We start from the raw sequence: 21486 nt of genomic DNA on the forward strand, positions 1-21486 counted from the left end.
GCGGCCCGATGCTCCCTTGCGGAGCATCGGGCCGCTGTCCGTCGAATCGGCAGGTCACGGTTACTGTGGAGAGTCATTTGACTACGTGAAGTACACTTGGCTGTCTACGATCTTCCAACCACGGGGAGGGCGTACGACATGCGGTGGTGGGTACGGCTGGTTCTGACGGTCGCGGTTCTGACGACAGCGGCGGGATGCGCGCCCGCTGTCCGGTCCAACATCGGAGATGGCGACCTGACCAACGACTGGGTGGGGATCGGCACACCGAAAGTGTTCGTCCCACGGGCCGGCGAGTGCCATCCGGTCGCCGCCGGTACCGTCGGCCAGGGCGCCGAGTACCGACCCGTCGACTGCGGACAGTCCCACGAGGTAGAGACGGTCTTCGTCGGGATCTTCACCGGGGTGTACGGCGTACCGGACCACTCCCCCGCCCCCGGCTCGTCCAGCCGGCGGGCCGCCCGCGCCGACTGCGACCAGCGGGTCCGCAAGTTCCTCGGCGACGACTGGCAGGCCGGCCGGCTCCGGCTCGAAGTCGTCGTCCCGTCCACGACGGCCTGGGACGGCGGCGCCCGCTGGTACCGGTGCGACGTCGGCGAGGTGGTCAGCATGCAGGACCGCACCTTTGTCCCCCGCACCGGCAGCCTCACCGGCGCCCTCGACCAGCCGAGCCCGCTGCGCTGGGGCTGCTTCAACCCGAGCGCCAACGCCGCCGGCGACGTCGGAGTTCTCGCACCGGTGGCCTGCACCGAACCACACCAGAGCGAATTCGCCGGGCTGTACCTGGAAGCCGACCTGCCCTACGACGACTTCGCCGCGAACGCCGACCAGGTACACGAACGGTGCCGCCGGGTCGTCGCCGACTACGTCGGCCTACCCGTCGACGACGACCTGCGACACCGCTTCGGCACCATCTACGACTACCCGTTCAAGGACGAGTGGGACGACGGCAACCTCGCCGTACGCTGCCTGCTCTGGCGCGACCAACCACCGCTGACCCGCTCGGTACGCGACGGCGGCACCGCCGCCCTGCCGGTCCGTCAGGGCTGACCGACCCGGCGCAGCAACGCCACGAACATCGCGTCGGTGCCGTGTCGGTGCGGCCACAGCTGCACCGACGGCCCGGCGCCGAGCCCCGGCATACCCGCCGGCAGCAACGGCCGGGCGTCAACGAAATCCACCGGTACGCCGGACCTACGGGCCGCCTCGGTCACCGACACATGCGTCTCCACCCGGTGTGGCGAGCACGTCACGTAGGCCACCACGCCGCCCGGCCGGACCGCCCGCAGCCCGGCGGCGAGCAACTCCCGCTGCAACCGGGTCAACGGTGGCAGGTCCGACGGCTGGCGCCGCCAGCGCGACTCGGGACGGCGGCGCAGCGAGCCGAGCCCGGTGCACGGCGCGTCCACCAGCACCCGGTCGAACGCCGCCTCGGGCAGCTCCGTCCCGGCACCCACCTGACGACCGTCGGCGACGTGCACCGTGACCGGCAGCCCGCGTACCGCCTGCTCCACCAGCCGGGCCCGGTGCTCGGCGACCTCCACCGCGGTCACCTCGGCGCCGCGACCGGCCGCCAACGCGCCGAGCAGCGCCGCCTTGCCACCCGGACCGGCGCACAGGTCCAGCCACCGCCGGTCCGAACCGGACACCTCGGCTGCGGCCAACGCCGCCGCCACCAGCTGCGAGCCTTCGTCCTGCACGTGCGCCCGGCCCTGGCGGACCGCCGACACCTCGCCCGGCGCGCCGCCCGGCAGATAGACGGTGTACGGCGAGAACGCGCCCGGTGCCCCGCCGGTGGCGTCCGCCAGCTCGACCGCGTCGACCCGGCCCGGTCGGGCGCACAGGTGCACCGGTGGCGGCTCGTTGTCCTCGATCAGCAGCCGGGTCGTCTCCGCCAGGCCGTCGCCTGGCTCCTCACCGAGCGCCTCCGCGAACGCCCGGACGATCCACGGCGGATGGTGGTAGGTCACCGCCAGGTGACCTACCGGGTCGGCCTGCTCGTCCGGTGCCAGCTCCGCGAGCCAGTCGTCCAGGTCCCGGGTGGCGATCTCCCGGAGTACGGCGTTGGCGAACCCGACCGCCCCCGGCGCCACGTCATGCACCAGATCCACCGTGGCCGACACTGCGGCGTGCGCCGGAACCCGGGTACGCAGCAGCTGATACGAGCCCAGCCGCAGCGCGTCACGGGCCGGTGGATCGATCCGGTCCACCTCCCGGCCGGCCGCCCGGGCAATGATCAGATCGAGGGTGCCGACCATCCGCAGCGTGCCGTAGGTCAACTCGGTAGCGAAGGCGGCGTCGCGGCCCCGCAACTCCCGGTCCCGCAGGATCGTCGGCAACACCAGATTGGCGTAGGCGTCGTCGCGGTACACCGCCGCGACCGCCTCGTACGCCGCGTCCCGCGCCGGATCCGCCCGCCGCCGACGGCCACGCTGGTCGCGGTCGCCCCTGCCGTTCGCGACTGCGGGGCTCACTCGCTGCGCTCGCTCACTCCTCGCGCTCACCATGACCGCCCTCCGTTCACGACTGCGGGGCTCACTCGCTGCGCTCGCTCACTCCTCGCGCTCACCCGAAGAACTCGCCGGTGGTGATGCGGGCGCCGCGCGCCCAGTCCGCCGCCGACATGGCCTTCTTACCGGCGGCCCGGACCTCGCCGAGCGCGACCGGCACGGTGGCCGTACCGACCAGCAGGCGGTTACGTTCGGCCAGCGCTTCCCCAGGCTTCAGCTCCGGGCCGTCCGGCACCGGCCGGACCGGCCCGAGTTTGACCCGTTCGTCGCGGAACGTGGTCCAAGCGCCCGGCGCCGGAGTGCCGGCCCGCACCCGCCGGTCCACCGCGAACGCCGGATCGGTCCACCGCACCCGGACGTCGTCTACGGTCAGCTTCGGGGCCAGGGACACCCCGTCACCGGGCTGCGGCACCGCACGGGCGGTGCCGGCGGCGATCCCGTCGAGCACCGCGACCAGCAGCTGCGCGCCGCTGGACGCCAGCCGCTGCAGCAGGTCACCGGCGGTGTCCGTCTGGCCGACCTGATCGGTCACCGTGCCGAACACCGGGCCGGTGTCCAGCCCTTCCTCCAGCTGGAACACGCTCGCGCCGGTCACCTCGTCGCCGTGCAGCACCGCGTGCTGCACCGGAGCCGCCCCGCGCCAGGCCGGCAGCAGGGAGAAGTGCAGGTTGATCCAGCCGTGGGTGGGGATGGCCAGCGCGGTCGGCGGGACCAGGGCACCGTAGGCGACGACCGGTACGCAGTCCGGGGCCAGCTCGGTCAGCCGGCTGAGGAACTCCGGCTCCCGCGGGCGCTGTGGGGTCAGCACCTCGATCCCCCGCTCGTCAGCCCAGGCACCGGCTGCGGAGCGGACCAGCCGGCGCCCCCGCCCGGCGGGGGCGTCCGGCCGGGTGACCACCGCGACGAGTTCGTGGCCGCTGGCGGCGATCGCGTCCAGCGCGGGAATGGCGACCGCCGGGGTACCGGCGAAGACGAGTCGCATCGCCGTCACCCGCCCAGACCGAACGGGCTGGTCGCCGCACCGGGCCGGAACAGGCCACCGGGTGAGCGGTGCGGACTGACCTTCACCGTCGGCGGTGCGGCGGCGTCGTACCAGTCGGCTTCGCGGATGGCCTTCATCGCCTCCTTGCGGGTGGCGGCGTCGAGCCGGTCCAGGAACAGCACCCCGTCGAGGTGGTCCGTCTCGTGCTGGACGCAGCGGGCCAGCAGACCGCTGCCGACGATCTGCATCGGATCTCCGTACTCGTTGAAGCCCTTCGCGACGACGTTCTGTCGACGTTTGGTGTCGAAGTAGAGCCCCGGGATGGACAGGCAGCCTTCGGGGCCGTCCTGTTCCTCCTCGTCGGGGAAGTCCAGCACCGGGTTGACCAGGTGGCCCAGCAGGTCGTCGACGTGGAACGTGAATACCCGCAGCCCGACACCGAGCTGCGGCGCGGCGAGGCCGGCGCCGTTCTGATCGGTCATGCTGTCGGTCAGATCGGCGACGAGCCCGCGCAGCTCGGCGTCGAAGTCGACCACGGGCTCGGCCGCAGTGCGCAGCACCGGATCGCCGAAGAGTCGGATGGGCTGGACGGTCACGCGGTCAGGCTCCTTGTCGTGGGCAAACGGTGCCTCCAGTCTACGGGCGTACGCCGGACGTGGTGACGGACGCGGTGGTCACTCGGGCGGCCGTGACCGTGAAGTCGGGAAGACGGTATTGACGACGTGGTGATCCGGCCGTACTACTTCGTCGCTGTCAACGTTCACATCGATGATGTTGGTTGGGTCGAAGTCAGGGCCGTGGCTACGCTTCACCACCGACTTCAAACAGGCCGCGACCCACGGCGAGGTCCACTTCCTCGCCGTGGGCACCCCCTCCGGCCCGGACGGCACCTACGACCTGTCCCAGCTCACCGGCGCAGTCCACGAACTCGCACCGCATCTACACCAGCCGCCTGATCGTCGGCAAATCCACCGTCACACCCGGCACCGCCGCAAAGCTCGAAACCCTGGCCCGCAGCCTCGCCCCCGCCGCCGGGCAGATCGAAGTCGCCTGGAATCCGGAGTTCCTGCGCGAGGGCACCGCAGTGGCCGACACCCTCACCCCGGACCGCATCGTCGTCGGTGCCGACAGCGCGCCGCCGAGATGGTCAAGGCCACCGCGAACGCCTATCTGGCCACCCGCATCTCGTTCATCAACGCCGTAGCCGAGATGAGCGCCGCTGTAGGTGCCAACATCAGCGACCTCGCCGACGCAATCGGCCACGATGCCCGCATCGGACATCAATACCTAACACCCGGACTCGGCTTCGGTGGCGGCTGCCTACCCAAGGACCTCCACGCCTTCACCCAACAGGCCACCGCCGCCGACATCACTCCGGCCGTGAATCTGCTCCGCAGCGTCGACACGATCAACCAACACATGCGCCACCGTGCCATCAACCTGGCCCGCTCAGCCGTCGGAGGAACACTCACAGGACGTCGCATCGCCGTCTGGGGCGCCGCGTTCAAAGCGGGCATCGACGACGTACGCGACTCACCCGCCCTCGACGTCGCCACCCGCCTGCACCACCAAGGCGCGACCGTCACCGTCTACGACCCCCAGGCCATGCCCCAGGCCCGGCAAGCAGCTCCGGACCTGGCCTATGCCCAGACCGCCGCTGACGCCGCTCAGGACGCCCACATGGTCATTGTGGCCACCGGCTGGCCCGAGTTCGGCGCGCTCGACCCACAGACTATCGCCGACCGATCCGCACCCCGATCCTGCTCGACACCCGGGGAGTCATCACCGTACCCCGCTGGATGGCCGCCGATTGGACCGTCCTCAGCCTCGGCTATCGGACATAGCCGCCAACCCCGGTGGGGCGGCACCTGCCGCCCCACCGGCTACCGGCAGTCTGAAACGAAAGCCGCGACAGACACCCCGTCGAGTCGCGCGTGTCCAAGCCCAACCCGTACCGGCTGCCGGCCGTTGTGCCGAAACCGCAGCAGTTCCGCCCTGTCGACGGCGGCCTCGCCCAGATGCAGATCCCGCCGCCTGTCGACCCAGTCCACCAGCCCCTGCCGGTCGCGGACCTCACCGGTGAAGTGCACCAGCGTGGCGTACCAGATGTCACGGTGATAGCTGTCCTCGAACCAGCCGTCGGACCCCAACTCCTCACCGAGCCGATCAGCGAACCCGTCAGCAGCATCGTCAAGGGGAAACGCACACATCATCACCCCGGACGGCGTGAGCGTCACCCCGCGCAGCCTGAACCGGACTGGCCGACACTCCGCAGCCGCCCGGCCCAGTGCAGCCGCACACCGACCCGCCAGCGGATCGCCCACAGGAACATCGCGGCGATGAGTCTCAATGGCTCGGACCGTGAAATGCACCGCCTCCGGGGCGCCGGTCGGCCAGTGACCCGGACCGGCCAACCTCATCACCTCGGCGGTCACCGCAGCCAGCCTCGACACGCTGTCCGTATCGGGAACGAACACCACCGACGTCCCCCACCGGCCACCCTCAACCGGCGGCGTGTCCCGGTAGTGGGTCCCAGACAGGACCGCTTCACGACCCTGAACGAACAACCGGTCGAACGCCGCCGCGTAGGAGGCATCCGCCGCCGCCCTGTCCGAACCCCATGATCGCCTCGTCCTCGGCACCCGGCGCAGCCTACGCCGATGCCAAGCCCATACCCAGACGAACTCCCGTGCACGTCCCTCGTCTGGCTAAAGCCAGCTAGAGCAGGTCGAGCGGGTCGATCTGGATGCGTACCGGCTGGCCGGCACGGCGGGCGGTGCGGGTGCCGGCCGCCACCCGCAGCTGCCGGGCCAGTTCGGCCGCCTGCGACCGGCGGACCCGGATCAGCATCCGTTCCTGGCCGTCGGCCGCCGGCACCGGACCGAGCAGTTCGGCGCTGTCCGGCATCCGCAACGCGGCCAGCAGTTCGGCCACCGCCTCGGCGGGGCCGGTCACGCTGGCCATCCGGGCCGCCGGCGGGAAACCCAGCTCCCGCCGGTCGGCCAACTCGCGGGCGGCGAACCAGCCGGGATCCCAGCGCAGCAGTGCCTGCACCGGGGCGAGCCCGCCGTCGGCGACCACCACCACCTGGCCGCCGTCGGCCGCCGGGCGGGCCAGCGCGGCGGCGGACAGCCAGCGGCGTAGTGCCTCCTCCGCCGCCCGCAGGTCGGCCCGGGTCAGCAACGCCCAGGTGTCCAGCAGCAGTACGGCGCCGTAGCCACCGGCGGCCACCGGCTCGGCGCCCGGGGTGGCGACCACCACCGCCGGCTCGGCCGGCACCGAGGTGAGCACCTCGTCGCGGCCGGAGGTCCGCACCGTGGTGCCGGCGAACGCCCGGCCCAGCTCTTCGGCGGTACGCCGGGCACCGGTCACCGACGCCCGCAACCGACGCCCGTGGCAGTGCGGGCAGGCGTAGCCGGCGGCCGGCCGGCCGCACCAGCGGCACTGTGCGGTGGCGGTCGCCGCCGGCAGGGCCAGCGGGCCGGAGCAGTGCGGGCAGCGGGCCGGGGTCCGGCAGTCCGCGCAGGACACCGCCGGCAGGTAGCCGCGCCGGGGCACCTGCACCAGCACCGGCATCTCGGCCTGCAACGCCGTACGGGCGGTGGCGAAGGCCAGGCTGGGCAGCCGGGCGGTGGCAGCACCCGCGTCGCGGGCCAACTGGGCATCGTCGCCGGCCGGAGTGACCCGTGGGGCACGTCGCCGGACGGTCGCCCGGGCGGCGATGATTTCCCGGGCCCAGCCGGTCTCTACCAGCTGCTGCGCCTCGCCGGAGCGGGCGAAACCGCCGAGCAGCGCCGCGACCCCGCCCAGCTGTGCCCGGGTGAGCAGTACCTCGCGGGCGTGCGGGTAGGGCGCACGCGGTTCGGCGTGCACGTCGTCGCCGTCGTCCCAGATGGCGACCAGGCCCAGATCGGCGACCGGGGCGAACATCGCGGCCCGGGTGCCGACGACCACCTTGACCAGGCCGCGTCTCGCCGCGAGGAACGCCCGGTAGCGCCGGGCCGGGCCGAGCGCCGCGGTGAGCACCACGTGCCGACCGGCACCGAGGACCCGGCGCAGGGCCGCGTCGAGCCGGTCGACGTCACGTCCGTCCGGCAACACCGCGATCGCGCCCCGACCGGCCCGTACGGTGGCGGCGATCGCCTCGGCGTACCGGGCCGGCCAGTCCTCGCCGGGCAGCGGCGCCCAGACGGCGCGGGCCGGCCGGCCGTCGGCGACGGCACGTAGAAACGCGGGTCCGGACGGGTACGCCGCCCATCCGGCGGCGTCGGTCGGCGCAGCGTCGGATGGCACAGCGGCCGGTGGCGCGGCGGCCAGTGGCGCGGTGGCGGGACCGGGCTCCGGTTCGCTGGGCTCCTGCTCGACGCGGGCGTGTCTCGGCGGCACGGCCAGCCGCAGCACGTCGGCCAGGTGCCCGGCGTACCGGTCGGCGACGGTGCGGGCCAGAGCCGCGATCTCGGCGCTGAGCACCCGTTCCGGCGAAACCAGCTTGTCGAGGAAGGCGAGCTTGCCGTCGTGGCCGGAGGCGGCCACCCGGTCCAGCACCCACCCGGCCACCAGTTGGCCGGCGAAGCGGACCCGGACCCGGGTGCCCGGCTGCACACCGTCGTCGAGCTCCGCTGGGACCAGGTAGTCGAACGGTCGGTCCAGGTGCGGCAGCGGCACGTCGACGCAGATGCGCGCGACCGGCAGCCGGTCGGCCGGCTGTCGGTCGCATGCCGCGCGGGTGCTCACCGGGCCATCCTGCCCGGCTGCCGGACTGGCCGGCGACCCGCCACCCCCGATGGTCGTCCAGCGGCGACAGGTCAGGCTCCGGCGGCGGCCTTCAGGTCCGCAGCCCGGTCGGTGCGCTCCCAGGCGAACTCCGGCGTTTCCCGACCAAAGTGGCCGTAGGCGGCGGTCGGCCGGTAGATCGGCCGCAGCAGGTCCAGGTCGCGGATGATCGCGGCCGGCCGCAGGTCGAACACCTCGCCGATCGCCCGTTCGATCCGGTCCACCGGCACGTTCTCGGTGCCGAACGTCTCCACGAACAGGCTCACCGGGTGGGCCTTGCCGATCGCGTACGCGACCTGCGCCTCGCACCGCTCCGCCAGCCCGGCGGCCACGACGTTCTTGGCGACCCAGCGCATCGCGTACGCCGCCGAGCGGTCCACCTTAGACGGGTCCTTGCCGGAGAACGCGCCGCCACCGTGCCGGGCGTACCCACCGTAGGTGTCCACGATGATCTTCCGGCCGGTCAGGCCGGCGTCGCCCATCGGTCCGCCGATCTCGAAGCGCCCGGTCGGGTTGACCAGCAGCCGGTAGCCATCGGTGTCCAAACCGAGGCCCTCCAGCTCGGGGGCGATCACGTGCTCGCGCACGTCCGGGGTGAGCAGTGACTCCAGCGAGATGTCGGCGGCGTGCTGGCTCGAGACGACCACGGTGTCCAGCCGCGCCGGCCGCAGCCCGTCGTACTCGACGGTGACCTGGGTCTTGCCGTCCGGCCGCAGGTACGGGATGGTGCCGTCCTTGCGGGTCGCCGACAGCCGTCTCGCCAGCCGGTGCGCCAACGCGATCGGCAGCGGCATCAGCTCCGGCGTCTCCGAGCAGGCGAATCCGAACATCATGCCCTGGTCGCCGGCGCCCTGGGCGTCGAGCGCGTCGTCGGCCGACTCGCCGACCCGGCGCTCGATGGCGGTGTCGACGCCCTGGGCGATGTCCGGCGACTGTGCGCCGATCGACACGCTCACGCCGCAGGACGCGCCGTCGAACCCTTTCTTGGAGGAGTCATAGCCGATCCCCAGGATCGTCTCGCGAACGATGGCCGGGATGTCCGCGTACGCCTGGGTGGTGACCTCCCCCGCGACGTGTACCTGGCCGGTGGTGATCAGGGTCTCGACCGCGACCCGGGACCGGGGGTCCTGGGTCAGCAGCGCGTCGAGGATCCCGTCGCTGATCTGGTCGGCGATCTTGTCCGGGTGGCCCTCCGTGACAGACTCGGAGGTGAAGAGACGGCGTGCCACGGTACTCCTTGAATCCGAAAGCAATGGTTCCCGGCAGTCTAGTCATCCACGTTGGGGTCTGGTGCCGTGCCGACCAAGGAATCCGGCGGTTCGCCGACCGACGTAGCGCAGCTCACTGCGACAGTCGGGCCACTACCAGATCCCATATGTCGTCGGCGAGCTGCTCCTTGCCCCGTTCGTCGAGCACCGCGACCGGACCGTCGGCGTCGAGCACTGTGGCCGAGTTGACATCCGCGCCGAACACCCGGTCGACACCCACCTGGTTGGCGACGATCAGGTCCGCGTTCTTGCGCGCCAGCTTCGCCCGGGCGTTGGTCAGCAGGTCCCCGGTTTCCGCGGCGAACGCGACGAGGAGCTGTCCGGGTCGCTTTGCCGCGCCGAGTTCGGCGGCAATGTCCGGGTTGGTGACCAGTTCGATCACTGGCGGTCGCCCGCCGTCGTCTTTCTTGATCTTCGTGGGTGCGTAGCTCGCCGGCCGGAAGTCGGCCGGCGCCGCGGCCATCACGACCACGTCGGCTTCGGCTGCTGCGGCGAGCGTGGCGACCCGCAGCTCCTCGGTGCTGCCCACCCGAATCAGCCGGACACCGGCCGGATCCGGCAGCGACACGTTCGCGGCGATCACCGTCACCTGCGCGCCACGGGCGACGGCGGTACGGGCGAAGGCGTACCCCTGCTTGCCGGACGACCGGTTGCCGAGGAACCGCACCGGGTCGAGCGGTTCACGGGTGCCGCCGGCGGTGACCACCACCCGACGGCCGGTGAGGTCGGCGACAGCACCGGGCGGGCGGGCCAGGACCCGGCGGGCGACGGCGAAGATCTCCCCGGGGTCGGGCAGCCGGCCCTTGCCGGTGTCGGACCCGGTCAGCCGGCCGGTCGCCGGGTCAATGACCAGCACCCCGCGGCGGCGCAGCAGCGCCACGTTGTCGGCGGTGGCCGGATGCTCCCACATCTCGGTGTGCATCGCCGGGGCGAACAGCACCGGACACCGGGCGGTCAGCAGGGTGTTGGTGAGCAGGTCGTCGGCGAGCCCGTGCGCGGCCCGGGCGATCAGGTCCGCTGTGGCCGGGGCAACCAGCACCAGGTCGGCCTGCTGGCCGAGCCGCACGTGCGGCACGTCATGGACGTCGCTGAAGACATCATCGGCGACCGGCTGCCCGGACAGCGCCGACCAGGTCGGCGCACCGACGAAACGCAACGCCGCCGCAGTCGGCACCACCTTGACCTGGTGGCCCGACTCGGTCAGCAGCCGGAGCAGCTCGCACGCCTTGTACGCAGCGATCCCGCCACCGACGCCGAGAACGACCCGGGGCGGGACGCGGGCCGGCGTACCGGCGCTCAGGGCTGGTCGGTGGGCTCGGCGGTGAGCAGGTTGGAGTTGATCTCTCGCATGGCGATGGAGAGCGGCTTCTCCTGCGGCGTGGTCTCCACCAGCGGTCCGACGTACTCCAGCAGGCCCTCACCGAGCTGGCTGTAGTACGCGTTGACCTGGCGGGCACGCTTGGCGGCGAAGATCACCAGGGCGTACTTCGACGAGGTCTTCTCCAGCAGCTCGTCGATGGGCGGGTTGGTGATGCCTTCCGGGCTGGCAATGGATCCCACGGGATGCAACCTTTGTGTCGTCGGGCTCTGTCGCTGGGTGTCATCGTCTAACCAACGTCGTGAACCGGTGCTGCCAGACCAGACCGGGCTGTCAGACCGGGCTGTCAGACCGGGCTGTCAGACCGGGCGGTGCGACTGGGCGTCGGTCAATAATGACGAACCGAGCAATCCTACCAGCTCGATTGCGGCTCGCGTCACATCGTCGTTGACCACCGTGACGTCGAACTCCTGCTCGGCGGCCAGCTCCTCGTCGGCGTGCTCCAGCCGGCGACGGATCGTCTCCTCGTCGTCGGTCCCCCGACCGACGAGGCGCCGTTTCAGCTCCTCGACGCTGGGTGGCGCGAGGAAGACCAGCTGGGCCTCGGGCATCGCCGCCCGCACCTGCCGGGCACCCTGCAGGTCGATCTTCAGCAGCACCGGCTCGCCGGCGCGTAGTCGTTGCTCGACCGCCGAGCGCGGAGTGCCGTAGAGGTTGCCGGCGAACTCGGCCCACTCCAGCAGCTGCCCGGTGGCAGCCATCCGCTCGAACTCGGGCCGGTCGACGAAGTAGTAGTGGACGCCGTCGACCTCGTAGTCCCGCATCGGGCGGGTGGTCACCGAGACGGACAGCCAGATCCAGGGCGAGCGCGCCCGGATCAGCTCGATCACGCTGTCCTTGCCGACCCCGGAAGGGCCGGAGAGGACCGTGAGCCGAGCTGCCGGGCGCGCGTCGTCATACATGGTCACTGCTTGTTTCTACACCCTGCCGCGAATCAGTTCGCGGCGAACTCCCCGAGCAGGGCCTTGCGCTGCTGGTCGCCGAGGCCACGGAGGCGACGGCTGTCGGCGATCTTGAGCTTCTCCATGATCTGGGTCGCCCGGATCTTGCCGATGCCCGGCATCGCCTGCAGCACGGCGGAAACCTTCAGCTTGCCGACAACGTCGTCGGACTCCGCCCGGTCGAGCACGGCGGCGAGGGTGGTCTTGCCCTGCTTGAGTTGCTCCTTCAACTCAGCACGGGCCTTACGGATCTCCGCAGCCTTCTCCAGCGCGGCTGCGCGCTGTTCGGGGGTCAGTGACGGGAGCGGCACCAGTTCTCCTCAGGTCCCTATCGCGACGGGCGGATCGCACCGCCGCTCTGTGAAACGTGGTGTGGCCGGGAACCAAAGGGGCATGTGGTTCCCAGCGCGGGGAAAACTAGCGGTCAGCGACGTTTTCGGCAACGTGGCCGCACCACGATCACGCGGGGGTGATCGGTCACTCACTCAGACCAGAACCCCGAGAGCCTCCCGACACTTAACAAGCGTCTGTTCGGCTGCGGCCCGCAACGCCGACGGGTCCGGACCGGATTTCAGCACCTCACGGGAGTACGACGGAAGGACTGCGGAAAGCGCTTGCCCGAACACTGTCCGCAGGTCCTCGGGCCGTCCACCTTGCGCACCCAGCCCGGGGGCAAGCATTGGGCCATTGACATGCGACAGTTCATGGCCGGTGTCACCAACGGTCGCACCGACCACCAGACCGAAACTGCCAATCGGCTCCGCACCCACGTTGAGCTGCGAAATCTCATCGATCACCGTCTGAGCGACGGTGCGTCCATCGGACAGCCGGGCGTGCTGCACGGCCCGCCCCTCGGGATTCGAGGTCAGCGCGACCACGAAGACGCCGCCGCCGTGCCGGCCGGCGAGATCGAACATCGGAGCGAGCGCCCCGACGCCCAGATACGGGTTGGCCGTGACCGCGTCGACCGCCAACGGGCTCGCCGGATCGAGGTAGGCGGCGGCGTACGCGGCGACCGTCGAACCGATGTCGCCGCGCTTCACGTCAAGCAGGACGAGGGCCCCAGCCTCGCGAAACTGTCGGATAGTTGACTCTAGGACGCCGATGCCCGCAGCCCCGAATCGTTCGAAGAAGGCCGATTGAGGCTTCACCACCGCAGCCACGTCGCCAAGCGCGTCGACCGCCGTCGCGGCGAACCGGGCCAGCCCATCGACGTCGTCCGGCAGCCCCCACCGGGTCAACAGCTCCGGATGCGGGTCGACACCCACGCACAGCGGGCCCCGGACGCTGACGGCCCGGTGCAGTCGCTGACCAAAGGTCTCCATCGGCTCTCCCTTCCTCGGCGGTACCGCCGGGCGGACCTCAGCGCGGTACCGCGACGGCCGCAGCCGCCATCGCGCGGGCGATCCGCGCGATGTCATCGTCGTCCGCCGGATAGGGCGGCATGGTGTAGATCAGGTCCCGGAACGGCCGCAGCCACACCCCGGCGTCCACCGCCGCCGCAGTCGCCGCTGCCAGGTCGACCGGCCGGTCCAGCTGGACCACCCCGATCGCGCCGAGCACCCGGACGTCGCGCACGCCGGGCAGCGTCGCGACCGGGGCCAAGCCGTCGCGCAGCCCGGCCTCGATCCGCCGTACGGCGACCTGCCAGGCCGGGACGACCCCAGCCGGCGCCGGACCGGTGGCCGCAACCGGCTCGGCCCCCGCCGTCGGCGCGGCGGCGCGCAGCAGTCCGATCGAGGCGTTGGCGACCGCGCAGGCCAACGGATTGCCCATGAAGGTCGGCCCGTGGGCGAGGACCCCGCTGGCGGAGATCCCGGCGGCCACCTCCGGGGTGCACAGCGCGGCCGCCAGTGTGAGGTAGCCACCGGTCAACGCCTTGCCCAGGCAGAGCACGTCCGGTGTCACCCCGGCGTGCTCGGCTGCGAAGAACGCGCCGGTCCGGCCGAACCCGGTGGCGATCTCGTCGAAGATCAGCAGTACGTCGTGCGCGGCGGTCGCCTCGCGCAGGGCGCGCAGGTACGCCGGATGGTGGAACCGCATGCCGCCGGTGCCCTGCACCACCGGCTCGACGATCACCGCGGCGATCTCGTCCGCGTACCGGGCCACCGCGTCGACCAGCTCGGCCAGGTACCGCTCGTCCGGCGCCCCCGCGAAGTCGCCCGGCGGGGCGGACACGAACACCTGCGCCGGCAGCACTCCGCGCCACAGATGGTGCATCCCGCCCTCGGGGTCGCAGACGCTCATCGGGTGGAAGGTGTCCCCGTGGTAGCCGCCGCGCCAGGTGGCCAACTTGCGCCGGCCGGGCCGACCCCGACCCAGCTGGTACTGCAGGCCCATTTTGATGGCGACCTCGACGCTCACCGAGCCCGAGTCGCAGAGGAACACGTGCTCCAGGCCGGACGGGGTGATCTCCACCAGGGTCTGTGCGAGGCGGACCGCCGGCTCGTGGGTGAGCCCGCCGAACATCACGTGCGCCATCCGACCCAGCTGGTCGGTGACGGCCGCGTCCAGCACCGGGTGCTGGTAGCCGTGCACGGCGGCCCACCATGACGACATTCCGTCGACCAGTTCCCGCCCGTCGGCCAGCCGCAGCCGGACTCCGGCGGCGCTGTCGACCAGCAGGGGCGCCATGGCCGGGGGCAGCGCGGCGTACGGATGCCAGACGTGCCGGCGGTCCAGCTCCCGTAACCGCTCGGCGCGGTGGCCGTCGCCGGGCACCGGCAGCTGTGCGCTCACCGGCCCCGGGCCCGCCGGACGCGGTGCGCTCATCGGCCCCGGGCCTGCCGGGCGATCGCCCGGACCAGCCCCGGACCACGGTAGATGAAGCCGGTGTAGAGCTGCACCAGGCTGGCGCCGGCGTCGAACATCCGGGCCGCGTCGTCCGGGTCGAGGATGCCGCCGACCCCGATGACCGGCAGCGCGCCACCGGTCTCCCGGTGGACGAAGGAGACCACCTCCCGGGCCCGGCCGGTCAGCGGCCGGCCGGACAGCCCGCCGGCCTGATCGGCCTGATCCGCGTCGGCGCCGGCCAGGCCGGAGCGGGACAGGGTGGTGTTGGTGGCGATCACCCCGGCCGCGCCCCGGGCCAGGCACACCTCCAGCAACTCGGCGATGGCCGGCTCGCACAGGTCCGGCGCGATCTTGATCAGGATCGGCCGCTCCCCCACCAGGGTCGCCAGCAGGGTGTCGAGATGTCCGCGGTCCTGCAGCTGCCGTAGCCCCGGGGTGTTCGGCGAGGAGACATTGATCACGAAGTACTGGCCGTAGCCGCTGAGAGCCTTGTACGCCGACAGGTAGTCGTCAACCGCCTCCTCGATCGGCACCACCTTTGACTTGCCGAGCGAGATGCCCAACGGCACCGGGCGGTCGGCGTGCGCCGGATGCGAGCGGCCGAACCCGGCCCGCTCGTCCAGCCGGCCGAGCACTGCGAGCCGGTCGGCGAGCGCCTCGGCGCCAGCGTTGTTGAACCCCATCCGGTTGATCACCGCCTCGCTGGTCGGCAACCGAAACAGCCGGGGTCGGGGGTTGCCCGGCTGGGGACGCGCGGTGACCGTACCGACCTCGACGAAGCCGAAACCCAACGCCGGCCAGGCGGGCAGCGCCAAGCCGTCCTTGTCCATCCCGGCGGCCAGGCCGACCGGGTTGGGGAAGTCGACCCCGAAGACGGTACGCGGCGCGGCCACCGCGTACCGGGTGCGCAACGCGGCCAGCGCCACCCGGCTGCGGGACAGGGCGGCCAGCCGGCGCAGCGTCCACTCATGGGCGGTCTCGGCGTCACCGCCGCCGAGCCGGAACAACGCCGACCGGGCCAGCCCGTACCCGCCGGATCGGGTCACCGGGCCGCCTGTCGGCCGGCTGTCTCCGGGCGCAGCGCCGCGTGCAGCTGCTGCAGCGGCCGGACCGCCATGTCCCCGTTGATCAGCGCCTCGATGCCCATCACGGCGGCGGCGACCCCGGGCACGGTGGTCACACACGGGGTGTCCGCGGTGACCGCCGCGCTGCGGATCTCGTACCCGTCGGAGCGGGCGCTGGCCCCGGAGCCCTGCGGCGTGTTGATCACCAGGGCGATCTCGCCGGAGGCGATCAGCGTCACCGCGTCAGGTTGGCCGTCACCCGGTTCCTCCCAGTGTTTGCGGGTCAACTCGCAGGCGATGCCGTGGCGGCGCAGCACCTCGGCGGTGCCGGCGGTGGCGACGATGTCGAACCCGAGATCGGCCAGCCGCTTCACCGGGAAGATCATCGCGCGTTTGTCCCGGTTGGCGACCGAGACGAAGACCTTTCCGCTGGTCGGCAGGGAGCCGTACGCGGCAGCCTGCGACTTGGCGAAGGCGTTGCCGTACGCCGGGTCGATCCCCATTACCTCGCCGGTCGACTTCATCTCCGGGCCGAGCAGCGAGTCGACGCCGTGCCCGGCGCGGGTGCGGAACCGCTTGAACGGCAGTACCGCCTCCTTGACCGCGATCGGCGCGTCCGGCGGCAACGTGCCGCCGTCACCGGTGGCCGGCAGCATCCCTTCGTCGCGCAGCTGCGCGACGGTGGCCCCGAGCATGATCCGGGCCGCCGCCTTGGCCAGCGGCACCGCAGTGGCCTTGGAGACGAACGGAACGGTCCGCGAGGCCCGCGGGTTGGCTTCCAGCACGTACAGCACGTCGTCCTTGAGCGCGTACTGCACGTTGAGCAGCCCGCGGACCCCGACGCCGCGGGCGATCTGCTCGGTGTAGTGCCGGATGGTGGCCAGGTGCGGGGCGGCCAGGGTGATCGGCGGCAGCGCGCAGGACGAGTCGCCGGAGTGGATGCCGGCCTCCTCGATGTGCTCCATCACCCCGCCGAGGTAGACCTCGCCGGTGGCGTCGCACAGCGCGTCCACGTCGATCTCGATGGCGTCGTCGAGGAACCGGTCGACCAGCACCGGGTGCTCCGGCGAGATGTCGGTGGCCCGGCCGATGTAGTCGCGCAGCGTCGCGTCGTCGTAGACGATCTCCATGCCGCGCCCGCCGAGCACGTACGACGGGCGGACCAGCACCGGATAGCCGATCTCGTCGGCGATCGCCTTGGCCTGCTCGAACGACACGGCGGTGCCGTGCGCCGGGGCGCGCAGCCCGGCGCGGGCCAGCACCTGGCCGAACGCGCCCCGCTCCTCGGCCAGGTGGATCGACTCCGGTGGGGTGCCGACGATCGGCACCCCGGCATCGGCGAGCCGCTGCGCCAGCCCGAGCGGGGTCTGCCCGCCGAGCTGGACGATCACCCCGACCACGCCGGGGCCGCCCGCGGCCCGGCCGGCGGCGTCCTCGGCCTGCCAGACCTCCAGCACGTCCTCGAAGGTGAGCGGCTCGAAGTACAGCCGGTCGGCGGTGTCGTAGTCGGTGGAAACCGTCTCCGGATTGCAGTTGACCATGACGGTCTCGTACTCGGCGAGCGCCATCACCGCGTGCACGCAGGAGTAGTCGAACTCGATGCCCTGGCCGATCCGGTTCGGCCCGGAGCCGAGGATCAGCACTTTCGGCCGGTCCGACGGCGCTACCTCGGTCTCCACGTCGTAGCTGGAGTAGTGGTACGGCGTGCGGGCGGCGAACTCGGCGGCGCAGGTGTCGACCGTCTTGTAGACCGGGTGCAGACCGAGCCGGTGCCGCAACGCCCGAACCCCGTCCTCGCCGGCCAGCTCCGGACGCAGCGCGGCCATCTGCCGGTCGGACAGCCCGGCCCGCTTGGCCCGGCGCAGCAGTGCGCCGTCGAGCACCGGCGCGGCCTCGATCTCACGGCGCAGTTCGACCAGGCCGGCGATCTCCTCGAGGAACCAGGGGTCGATACCACCGGAGGCCTCGGTGACCTGGGCGACGGTGGCACCCAGCCGCAGCGCCCGTTCGACGGTGTAGAGCCGGCCGTCGTGCGGGGTGGCCAGCTCGGCCAGGGTGGACTCGACGGTGGCGTCGGCCGGATCGGGCACCGTCCAGAAACCGGCGGCCTTCGTCTCCATCGAGCGCATCGCCTTGTTCAGCGCCTCGGTGAAGTTGCGGCCCAGGCTCATCGCCTCGCCGACCGACTTCATCGTGGTGGTCAGCTCCGGGTCGGCGCCGGGAAACTTCTCGAACGCGAACCGGGGGATCTTGACCACGACGTAGTCGAGGACCGGCTCGAACGCCGCCGGGGTCTGCTTGGTGATGTCGTTGGGGATCTCGTCGAGGGTGTAGCCGATGGCCAGCTTGGCGGCGATCTTGGCGATCGGGAAGCCGGTCGCCTTGGACGCCAGCGCCGACGACCGGGACACCCGGGGGTTCATCTCGATGACGACGAGCCGGCCGGTGCCCGGGTGCACGGCGAACTGGATGTTGCAGCCGCCGGTGTCGACGCCGACCTCGCGCAGCACGGCGATGCCCATGTCGCGCATCCGCTGGTACTCCCGGTCGGTGAGGGTCATCGCCGGGGCGACGGTGACGCTGTCGCCGGTGTGCACCCCCATCGGGTCGATGTTCTCGATGGAGCAGACCACGACCACGTTGTCGTTGCGGTCGCGCATCAGCTCCAGCTCGTACTCCTTCCAGCCGAGCACGCTCTCCTCGATGAGGACCTCGTGCACCGGAGAAGCGGCCAGCCCGGCACCGGCGATGCGCTCCAGGTCGTCCGGGGTGTGCGCCATGCCGGAGCCGAGCCCCCCCATGGTGAACGACGGCCGGATGACCACCGGCAGCCCGAGCTCGGCGACGGTGTCGTGCACCTCGGCCATGCTGTGGCAGACCCGGCTGCGCGGGGTCTCCCCGCCGGCGGCGGCGACGATGTCCTTGAACAGTTGCCGGTCCTCGCCACGACGGATCGCGTCGACGTCGGCCCCGATCAGCTCCACGCCGTACTTGTCCAGCACGCCGGCGGAGTGCAGGGCGACCGCCGTGTTCAGCGCGGTCTGCCCGCCGAGGGTGGGCAGCAGCGCGTCGGGACGCTCCCGGGCGATGACCAGCTCGACGAACTCGGGCGTGATCGGCTCGACGTAGGTGGCGTCGGCGAACTCCGGGTCGGTCATGATGGTCGCCGGATTGGAGTTGACCAGCGACACGCGCAGCCCTTCGGCGCGCAGCACCCGGCACGCCTGGGTGCCGGAGTAGTCGAACTCGCAGGCCTGGCCGATGATGATCGGCCCAGAGCCGATCACCATGACATGCTGCAGATCTGTCCGCTTAGGCATGTTTTCCCTCGATCAGCTCGACGAACCGGTCGAACAGGTAGTCCGCGTCGTGCGGACCGGCCGCCGCTTCCGGGTGGTACTGGACGGTGAACGCCGGCACCTCACGGGCCCGCAGCCCCTCGACCACGTCGTCGTTGAGGCACACGTGGCTCACCTCGACGCCGCCGAAGTCGGTGTCGATCACCGTGTTCAGCGGGGCGTCCACGGCGAACCCGTGGTTGTGGCTGGTCACCTCGACCTTGCCGGTGGTGCGGTCGAGCACCGGCTGGTTGATGCCGCGGTGGCCGTAGCCGAGCTTGTAGGTGCCGAAGCCCAGCGCCCGGCCGAGGATCTGCGAGCCGAAACAGATGCCGAACAGCGGGATCCGGCGCCCCATCACCTGGCGGGCCAGCGCGACCGGATGGTCGGCGGTGGCCGGGTCACCCGGCCCGGGTGAGAAGAACACCGCGTCCGGGCCGGTCGCCAGGACCTGCTCCAGCGTCGAGGTCGCCGGCAGCACGTGGGTGGTCACCCCACGCTCGGCGAGCCGGCGCGGCACGTTGCGTTTGATGCCCAGGTCCAGCGCGGCGACGGTGTAGCGGTGCTCGCCCTGCGCGGTGACCGTGTACGGCTCGGCGGTGGTCACCTCGGCGGACAGGTCGGCACCGACCATCTGCGGGGCCCGCCGGACCCGGTCCAGCAGCTCCTGCGGGTCGCCGGTCAGGGTGGAGACGCCGACCCGCATCACCCCCCGGTCGCGCAGGTGCCGGGTCAGTGCCCGGGTGTCGACCCCGCAGATGCCGACCACCCCTTCGGCGGCCAGCCGGTCCTCCAGGTCACCGGTGGCCCGCCAGTTCGACGGGCGGCGGGCCGGATCCCGGACCACGTAGCCGGCCACCCGGATCCGGTCCGACTCGTCGTCGTCGACGTTGACCCCGGTGTTGCCGATGTGCGGTGCCGTCTGCACCACCACCTGCCGGTGGTAGGACGGGTCGGTCAGGGTCTCCTGGTAGCCGGTCATCGCGGTGGTGAACACCGCCTCGCCGAAGGTCTCCCCGACCGCGCCGTAGCTCTCGCCGGGGAAGACCCGGCCGTCCTCGAGCACCAGCAGCGCCGGAACCCGCTGGCGGGTTGCTGCGGTGGTGGCGGTGTCGTTCATCGCACGGCCTTTCCGTCGAGCACGGTCGCGTCGCCGCGCAGGAAGGTGGCGACCACCTGGCCGGGCAGCACCATCCGCGCGTACGGCGTGTTGCGGCTGCGGCTGGCCGACTCGGCCGGGTCGACGGTGCGGCTGGCGGCCGGGTCGATCAGGGTGAGGTTCGCCGGGACGCCCGGCGCGGGGTCGTGCCCGTGCCCGGTCAGCCCGGCGATCCGGGCCGGGGCCCGGGACATCCGCTCCGCGATCAGCTCCCAGTCTGGTACACCGTCGGCGTCGTGCAACGCGGTCGTGAGCAGCACCACCGACAGGGCGGTCTCCAACCCGAGCATGCCGGGCCGGGCGTACGCCCACTCGCACTCCTTGTCCTCCACCGCGTGCGGGGCGTGGTCGGTGGCGACGATGTCGATGACGCCCTCGGCGAGCGCGGCGCGCAGCGCGGCGACATCCTCGCCGGTCCGCAGTGGCGGATTGACCTTGAAGACCGGGTCGTAGCTGGTCGGCGCCTCGTGGGTGAGCAGCAGGTGGTGCGGGGTGACCTCGGCGGTGATCCGGACCCCACGGGCCTTGGCCTGCCGAACGATCTCCACGCTGCCGGCGGTGGACAGGTGGCAGACGTGCAGCCGGCTGCCGACGTGTTCGGCGAGCAGCGCGTCGCGGGCGATGATCGCCTCCTCGGCGACGGCCGGCCAGCCGGTCAGGCCGAGCCGGGTGGAGACCTCGCCCTCGTGCATCTGGGCGCCCTCGGTCAGCCGGGGCTCCTCGGCGTGCTGGGCGACGACACCGTCGAACGCCTTGACGTACTCCAGGGCACGGCGCATCAGCCGGGGGTCGGCGACGCAGTGCCCGTCGTCGGAGAAGACCCGCACCGCGGCGGCGGAGTCGGCCATCGCGCCCAGCTCGGCGAGACGCTCGCCGGCCAGACCGACGGTGACCGCGCCGATCGGCTGCACGTCGACCAGCCCGGCCTGGCGGCCGAGCCGCCAGACCTGTTCGACGACGCCGGCGGTGTCGGCCACCGGGGAGGTGTTCGCCATCGCGCAGACCGCGGTGTAGCCGCCGAGCGCGGCGGCCCGCGACCCGGTCTCCACCGTTTCGGCGTCCTCCCGGCCGGGTTCACGCAGGTGGGTATGGAGATCGACCAGCCCGGGCAAGGCGATCAGGCCGTCGGCGTCGAGCACCTGCGCCCCCGGTGCGCTCAGCCCGGTGCCGGCGTCGGCGACCACACCGTCGCGCAACAGCAGGTCGACGGGGTCCCGGCCGAGGACCCGGACGCCCTTGATCAGGTACGCGCTCACAGCGAGGTCCTTTCGTCGTGCGCGTGG

Annotated in this window: 18 protein-coding genes and 1 pseudogene; 2 read left to right on the plus strand and 17 right to left on the minus strand. The window is 72.0% G+C overall.

Annotated features, from left to right (window positions below):
• Nucleotides 1-249 precede the first annotated feature (249 nt).
• A complete protein-coding gene (locus O7543_RS07205; protein ID WP_281554555.1) occupies nt 250-1047 on the plus strand; it encodes a septum formation family protein in 798 nt (265 codons plus the stop codon).
• Here the strand turns inward: O7543_RS07205 and O7543_RS07210 are convergent.
• From O7543_RS07210 to O7543_RS07225, 4 genes are all read right to left on the minus strand, one after another.
• Nucleotides 1038-2471, minus strand: a complete 1434-nt coding sequence (locus tag O7543_RS07210; RefSeq protein ID WP_281554554.1) for a transcription antitermination factor NusB — start codon at nt 2469-2471, stop codon at nt 1038-1040. The genes O7543_RS07205 and O7543_RS07210 overlap by 10 nt on opposite strands.
• 91 nt (nt 2472-2562) lie before the next feature.
• A complete protein-coding gene (fmt, locus tag O7543_RS07215; protein ID WP_281554553.1) occupies nt 2563-3489 on the minus strand; it encodes a methionyl-tRNA formyltransferase in 927 nt (308 codons plus the stop codon).
• A gap of 5 nt (nt 3490-3494) precedes the next feature.
• Nucleotides 3495-4085 (minus strand): peptide deformylase, encoded by a 591-nt coding sequence (gene def, locus O7543_RS07220; protein ID WP_278168682.1) that lies wholly within the window; start codon nt 4083-4085, stop codon nt 3495-3497.
• A 343-nt stretch (nt 4086-4428) separates the two neighbouring features.
• Nucleotides 4429-4770 carry a hypothetical protein gene (locus O7543_RS07225; RefSeq protein WP_281567513.1) on the minus strand — a complete coding sequence of 114 codons (342 nt, stop codon included), beginning with the start codon at nt 4768-4770 and terminating at the stop codon, nt 4429-4431.
• Between O7543_RS07225 and O7543_RS07230 the strand changes: the two are divergent.
• Nucleotides 4681-5178, plus strand: a pseudogene (locus O7543_RS07230) (UDP binding domain-containing protein); the annotation flags it as partial. The gene O7543_RS07225 and the pseudogene O7543_RS07230 sit on opposite strands and share 90 nt — an antisense overlap.
• A gap of 194 nt (nt 5179-5372) precedes the next feature.
• Here O7543_RS07230 and O7543_RS07235 read toward each other — a convergent pair.
• From O7543_RS07235 to O7543_RS07295, 13 genes are all read right to left on the minus strand, one after another.
• Nucleotides 5373-5726 (minus strand): hypothetical protein, encoded by a 354-nt coding sequence (locus tag O7543_RS07235; RefSeq protein WP_281554552.1) that lies wholly within the window; start codon nt 5724-5726, stop codon nt 5373-5375.
• Between the two features lie 481 nt (nt 5727-6207).
• The gene (locus O7543_RS07240) at nt 6208-8166 is read right to left on the minus strand and encodes a primosomal protein N' (protein ID WP_281555558.1); all 1959 of its coding nucleotides are present in this window, start codon (nt 8164-8166) and stop codon (nt 6208-6210) included.
• 128 nt (nt 8167-8294) lie between these two features.
• Nucleotides 8295-9491, minus strand: coding sequence for a methionine adenosyltransferase (gene metK, locus O7543_RS07245; protein ID WP_281554551.1), 1197 nt, complete (start codon nt 9489-9491; stop codon nt 8295-8297).
• A 112-nt stretch (nt 9492-9603) separates the two neighbouring features.
• The gene (gene coaBC / locus O7543_RS07250; protein ID WP_281555557.1) at nt 9604-10830 is read right to left on the minus strand and encodes a bifunctional phosphopantothenoylcysteine decarboxylase/phosphopantothenate--cysteine ligase CoaBC; all 1227 of its coding nucleotides are present in this window, start codon (nt 10828-10830) and stop codon (nt 9604-9606) included.
• Nucleotides 10827-11090 carry a DNA-directed RNA polymerase subunit omega gene (rpoZ, locus tag O7543_RS07255; RefSeq protein WP_123601182.1) on the minus strand — a complete coding sequence of 88 codons (264 nt, stop codon included), beginning with the start codon at nt 11088-11090 and terminating at the stop codon, nt 10827-10829. Before rpoZ ends, coaBC begins: the two co-directional genes overlap by 4 nt.
• Nucleotides 11091-11207: 117 nt before the next feature.
• A complete protein-coding gene (gene gmk, locus O7543_RS07260) occupies nt 11208-11810 on the minus strand; it encodes a guanylate kinase (RefSeq protein ID WP_281555556.1) in 603 nt (200 codons plus the stop codon).
• A gap of 32 nt (nt 11811-11842) precedes the next feature.
• Entirely contained in the window at nt 11843-12160 is a 318-nt protein-coding gene (mihF, locus tag O7543_RS07265) for an integration host factor, actinobacterial type (protein ID WP_123601181.1), read from the minus strand.
• Between the two features lie 174 nt (nt 12161-12334).
• Nucleotides 12335-13174 carry an orotidine-5'-phosphate decarboxylase gene (gene pyrF / locus O7543_RS07270; RefSeq protein WP_281554550.1) on the minus strand — a complete coding sequence of 280 codons (840 nt, stop codon included), beginning with the start codon at nt 13172-13174 and terminating at the stop codon, nt 12335-12337.
• Between the two features lie 37 nt (nt 13175-13211).
• Nucleotides 13212-14621 (minus strand): adenosylmethionine--8-amino-7-oxononanoate transaminase, encoded by a 1410-nt coding sequence (gene bioA, locus O7543_RS07275; protein WP_281554549.1) that lies wholly within the window; start codon nt 14619-14621, stop codon nt 13212-13214.
• Entirely contained in the window at nt 14618-15664 is a 1047-nt protein-coding gene (locus O7543_RS07280) for a quinone-dependent dihydroorotate dehydrogenase (RefSeq protein ID WP_281555555.1), read from the minus strand. Before O7543_RS07280 ends, bioA begins: the two co-directional genes overlap by 4 nt.
• Before the next feature lie 20 nt (nt 15665-15684).
• Nucleotides 15685-19026 carry a carbamoyl-phosphate synthase large subunit gene (gene carB, locus O7543_RS07285; RefSeq protein WP_281554548.1) on the minus strand — a complete coding sequence of 1114 codons (3342 nt, stop codon included), beginning with the start codon at nt 19024-19026 and terminating at the stop codon, nt 15685-15687.
• Nucleotides 19019-20164 carry a glutamine-hydrolyzing carbamoyl-phosphate synthase small subunit gene (gene carA / locus O7543_RS07290; protein WP_281554547.1) on the minus strand — a complete coding sequence of 382 codons (1146 nt, stop codon included), beginning with the start codon at nt 20162-20164 and terminating at the stop codon, nt 19019-19021. The genes carB and carA overlap by 8 nt, the downstream gene beginning before the upstream one ends.
• Nucleotides 20161-21459 carry a dihydroorotase gene (locus O7543_RS07295; protein ID WP_281554546.1) on the minus strand — a complete coding sequence of 433 codons (1299 nt, stop codon included), beginning with the start codon at nt 21457-21459 and terminating at the stop codon, nt 20161-20163. The genes carA and O7543_RS07295 overlap by 4 nt, the downstream gene beginning before the upstream one ends.
• Between the last annotated feature and the right edge of the window lie 27 nt (nt 21460-21486).

The sequence above is a fragment of the Solwaraspora sp. WMMA2080 genome (assembly GCF_027497395.1).
In the GTDB taxonomy this organism is placed as follows: domain Bacteria; phylum Actinomycetota; class Actinomycetes; order Mycobacteriales; family Micromonosporaceae; genus Micromonospora_E.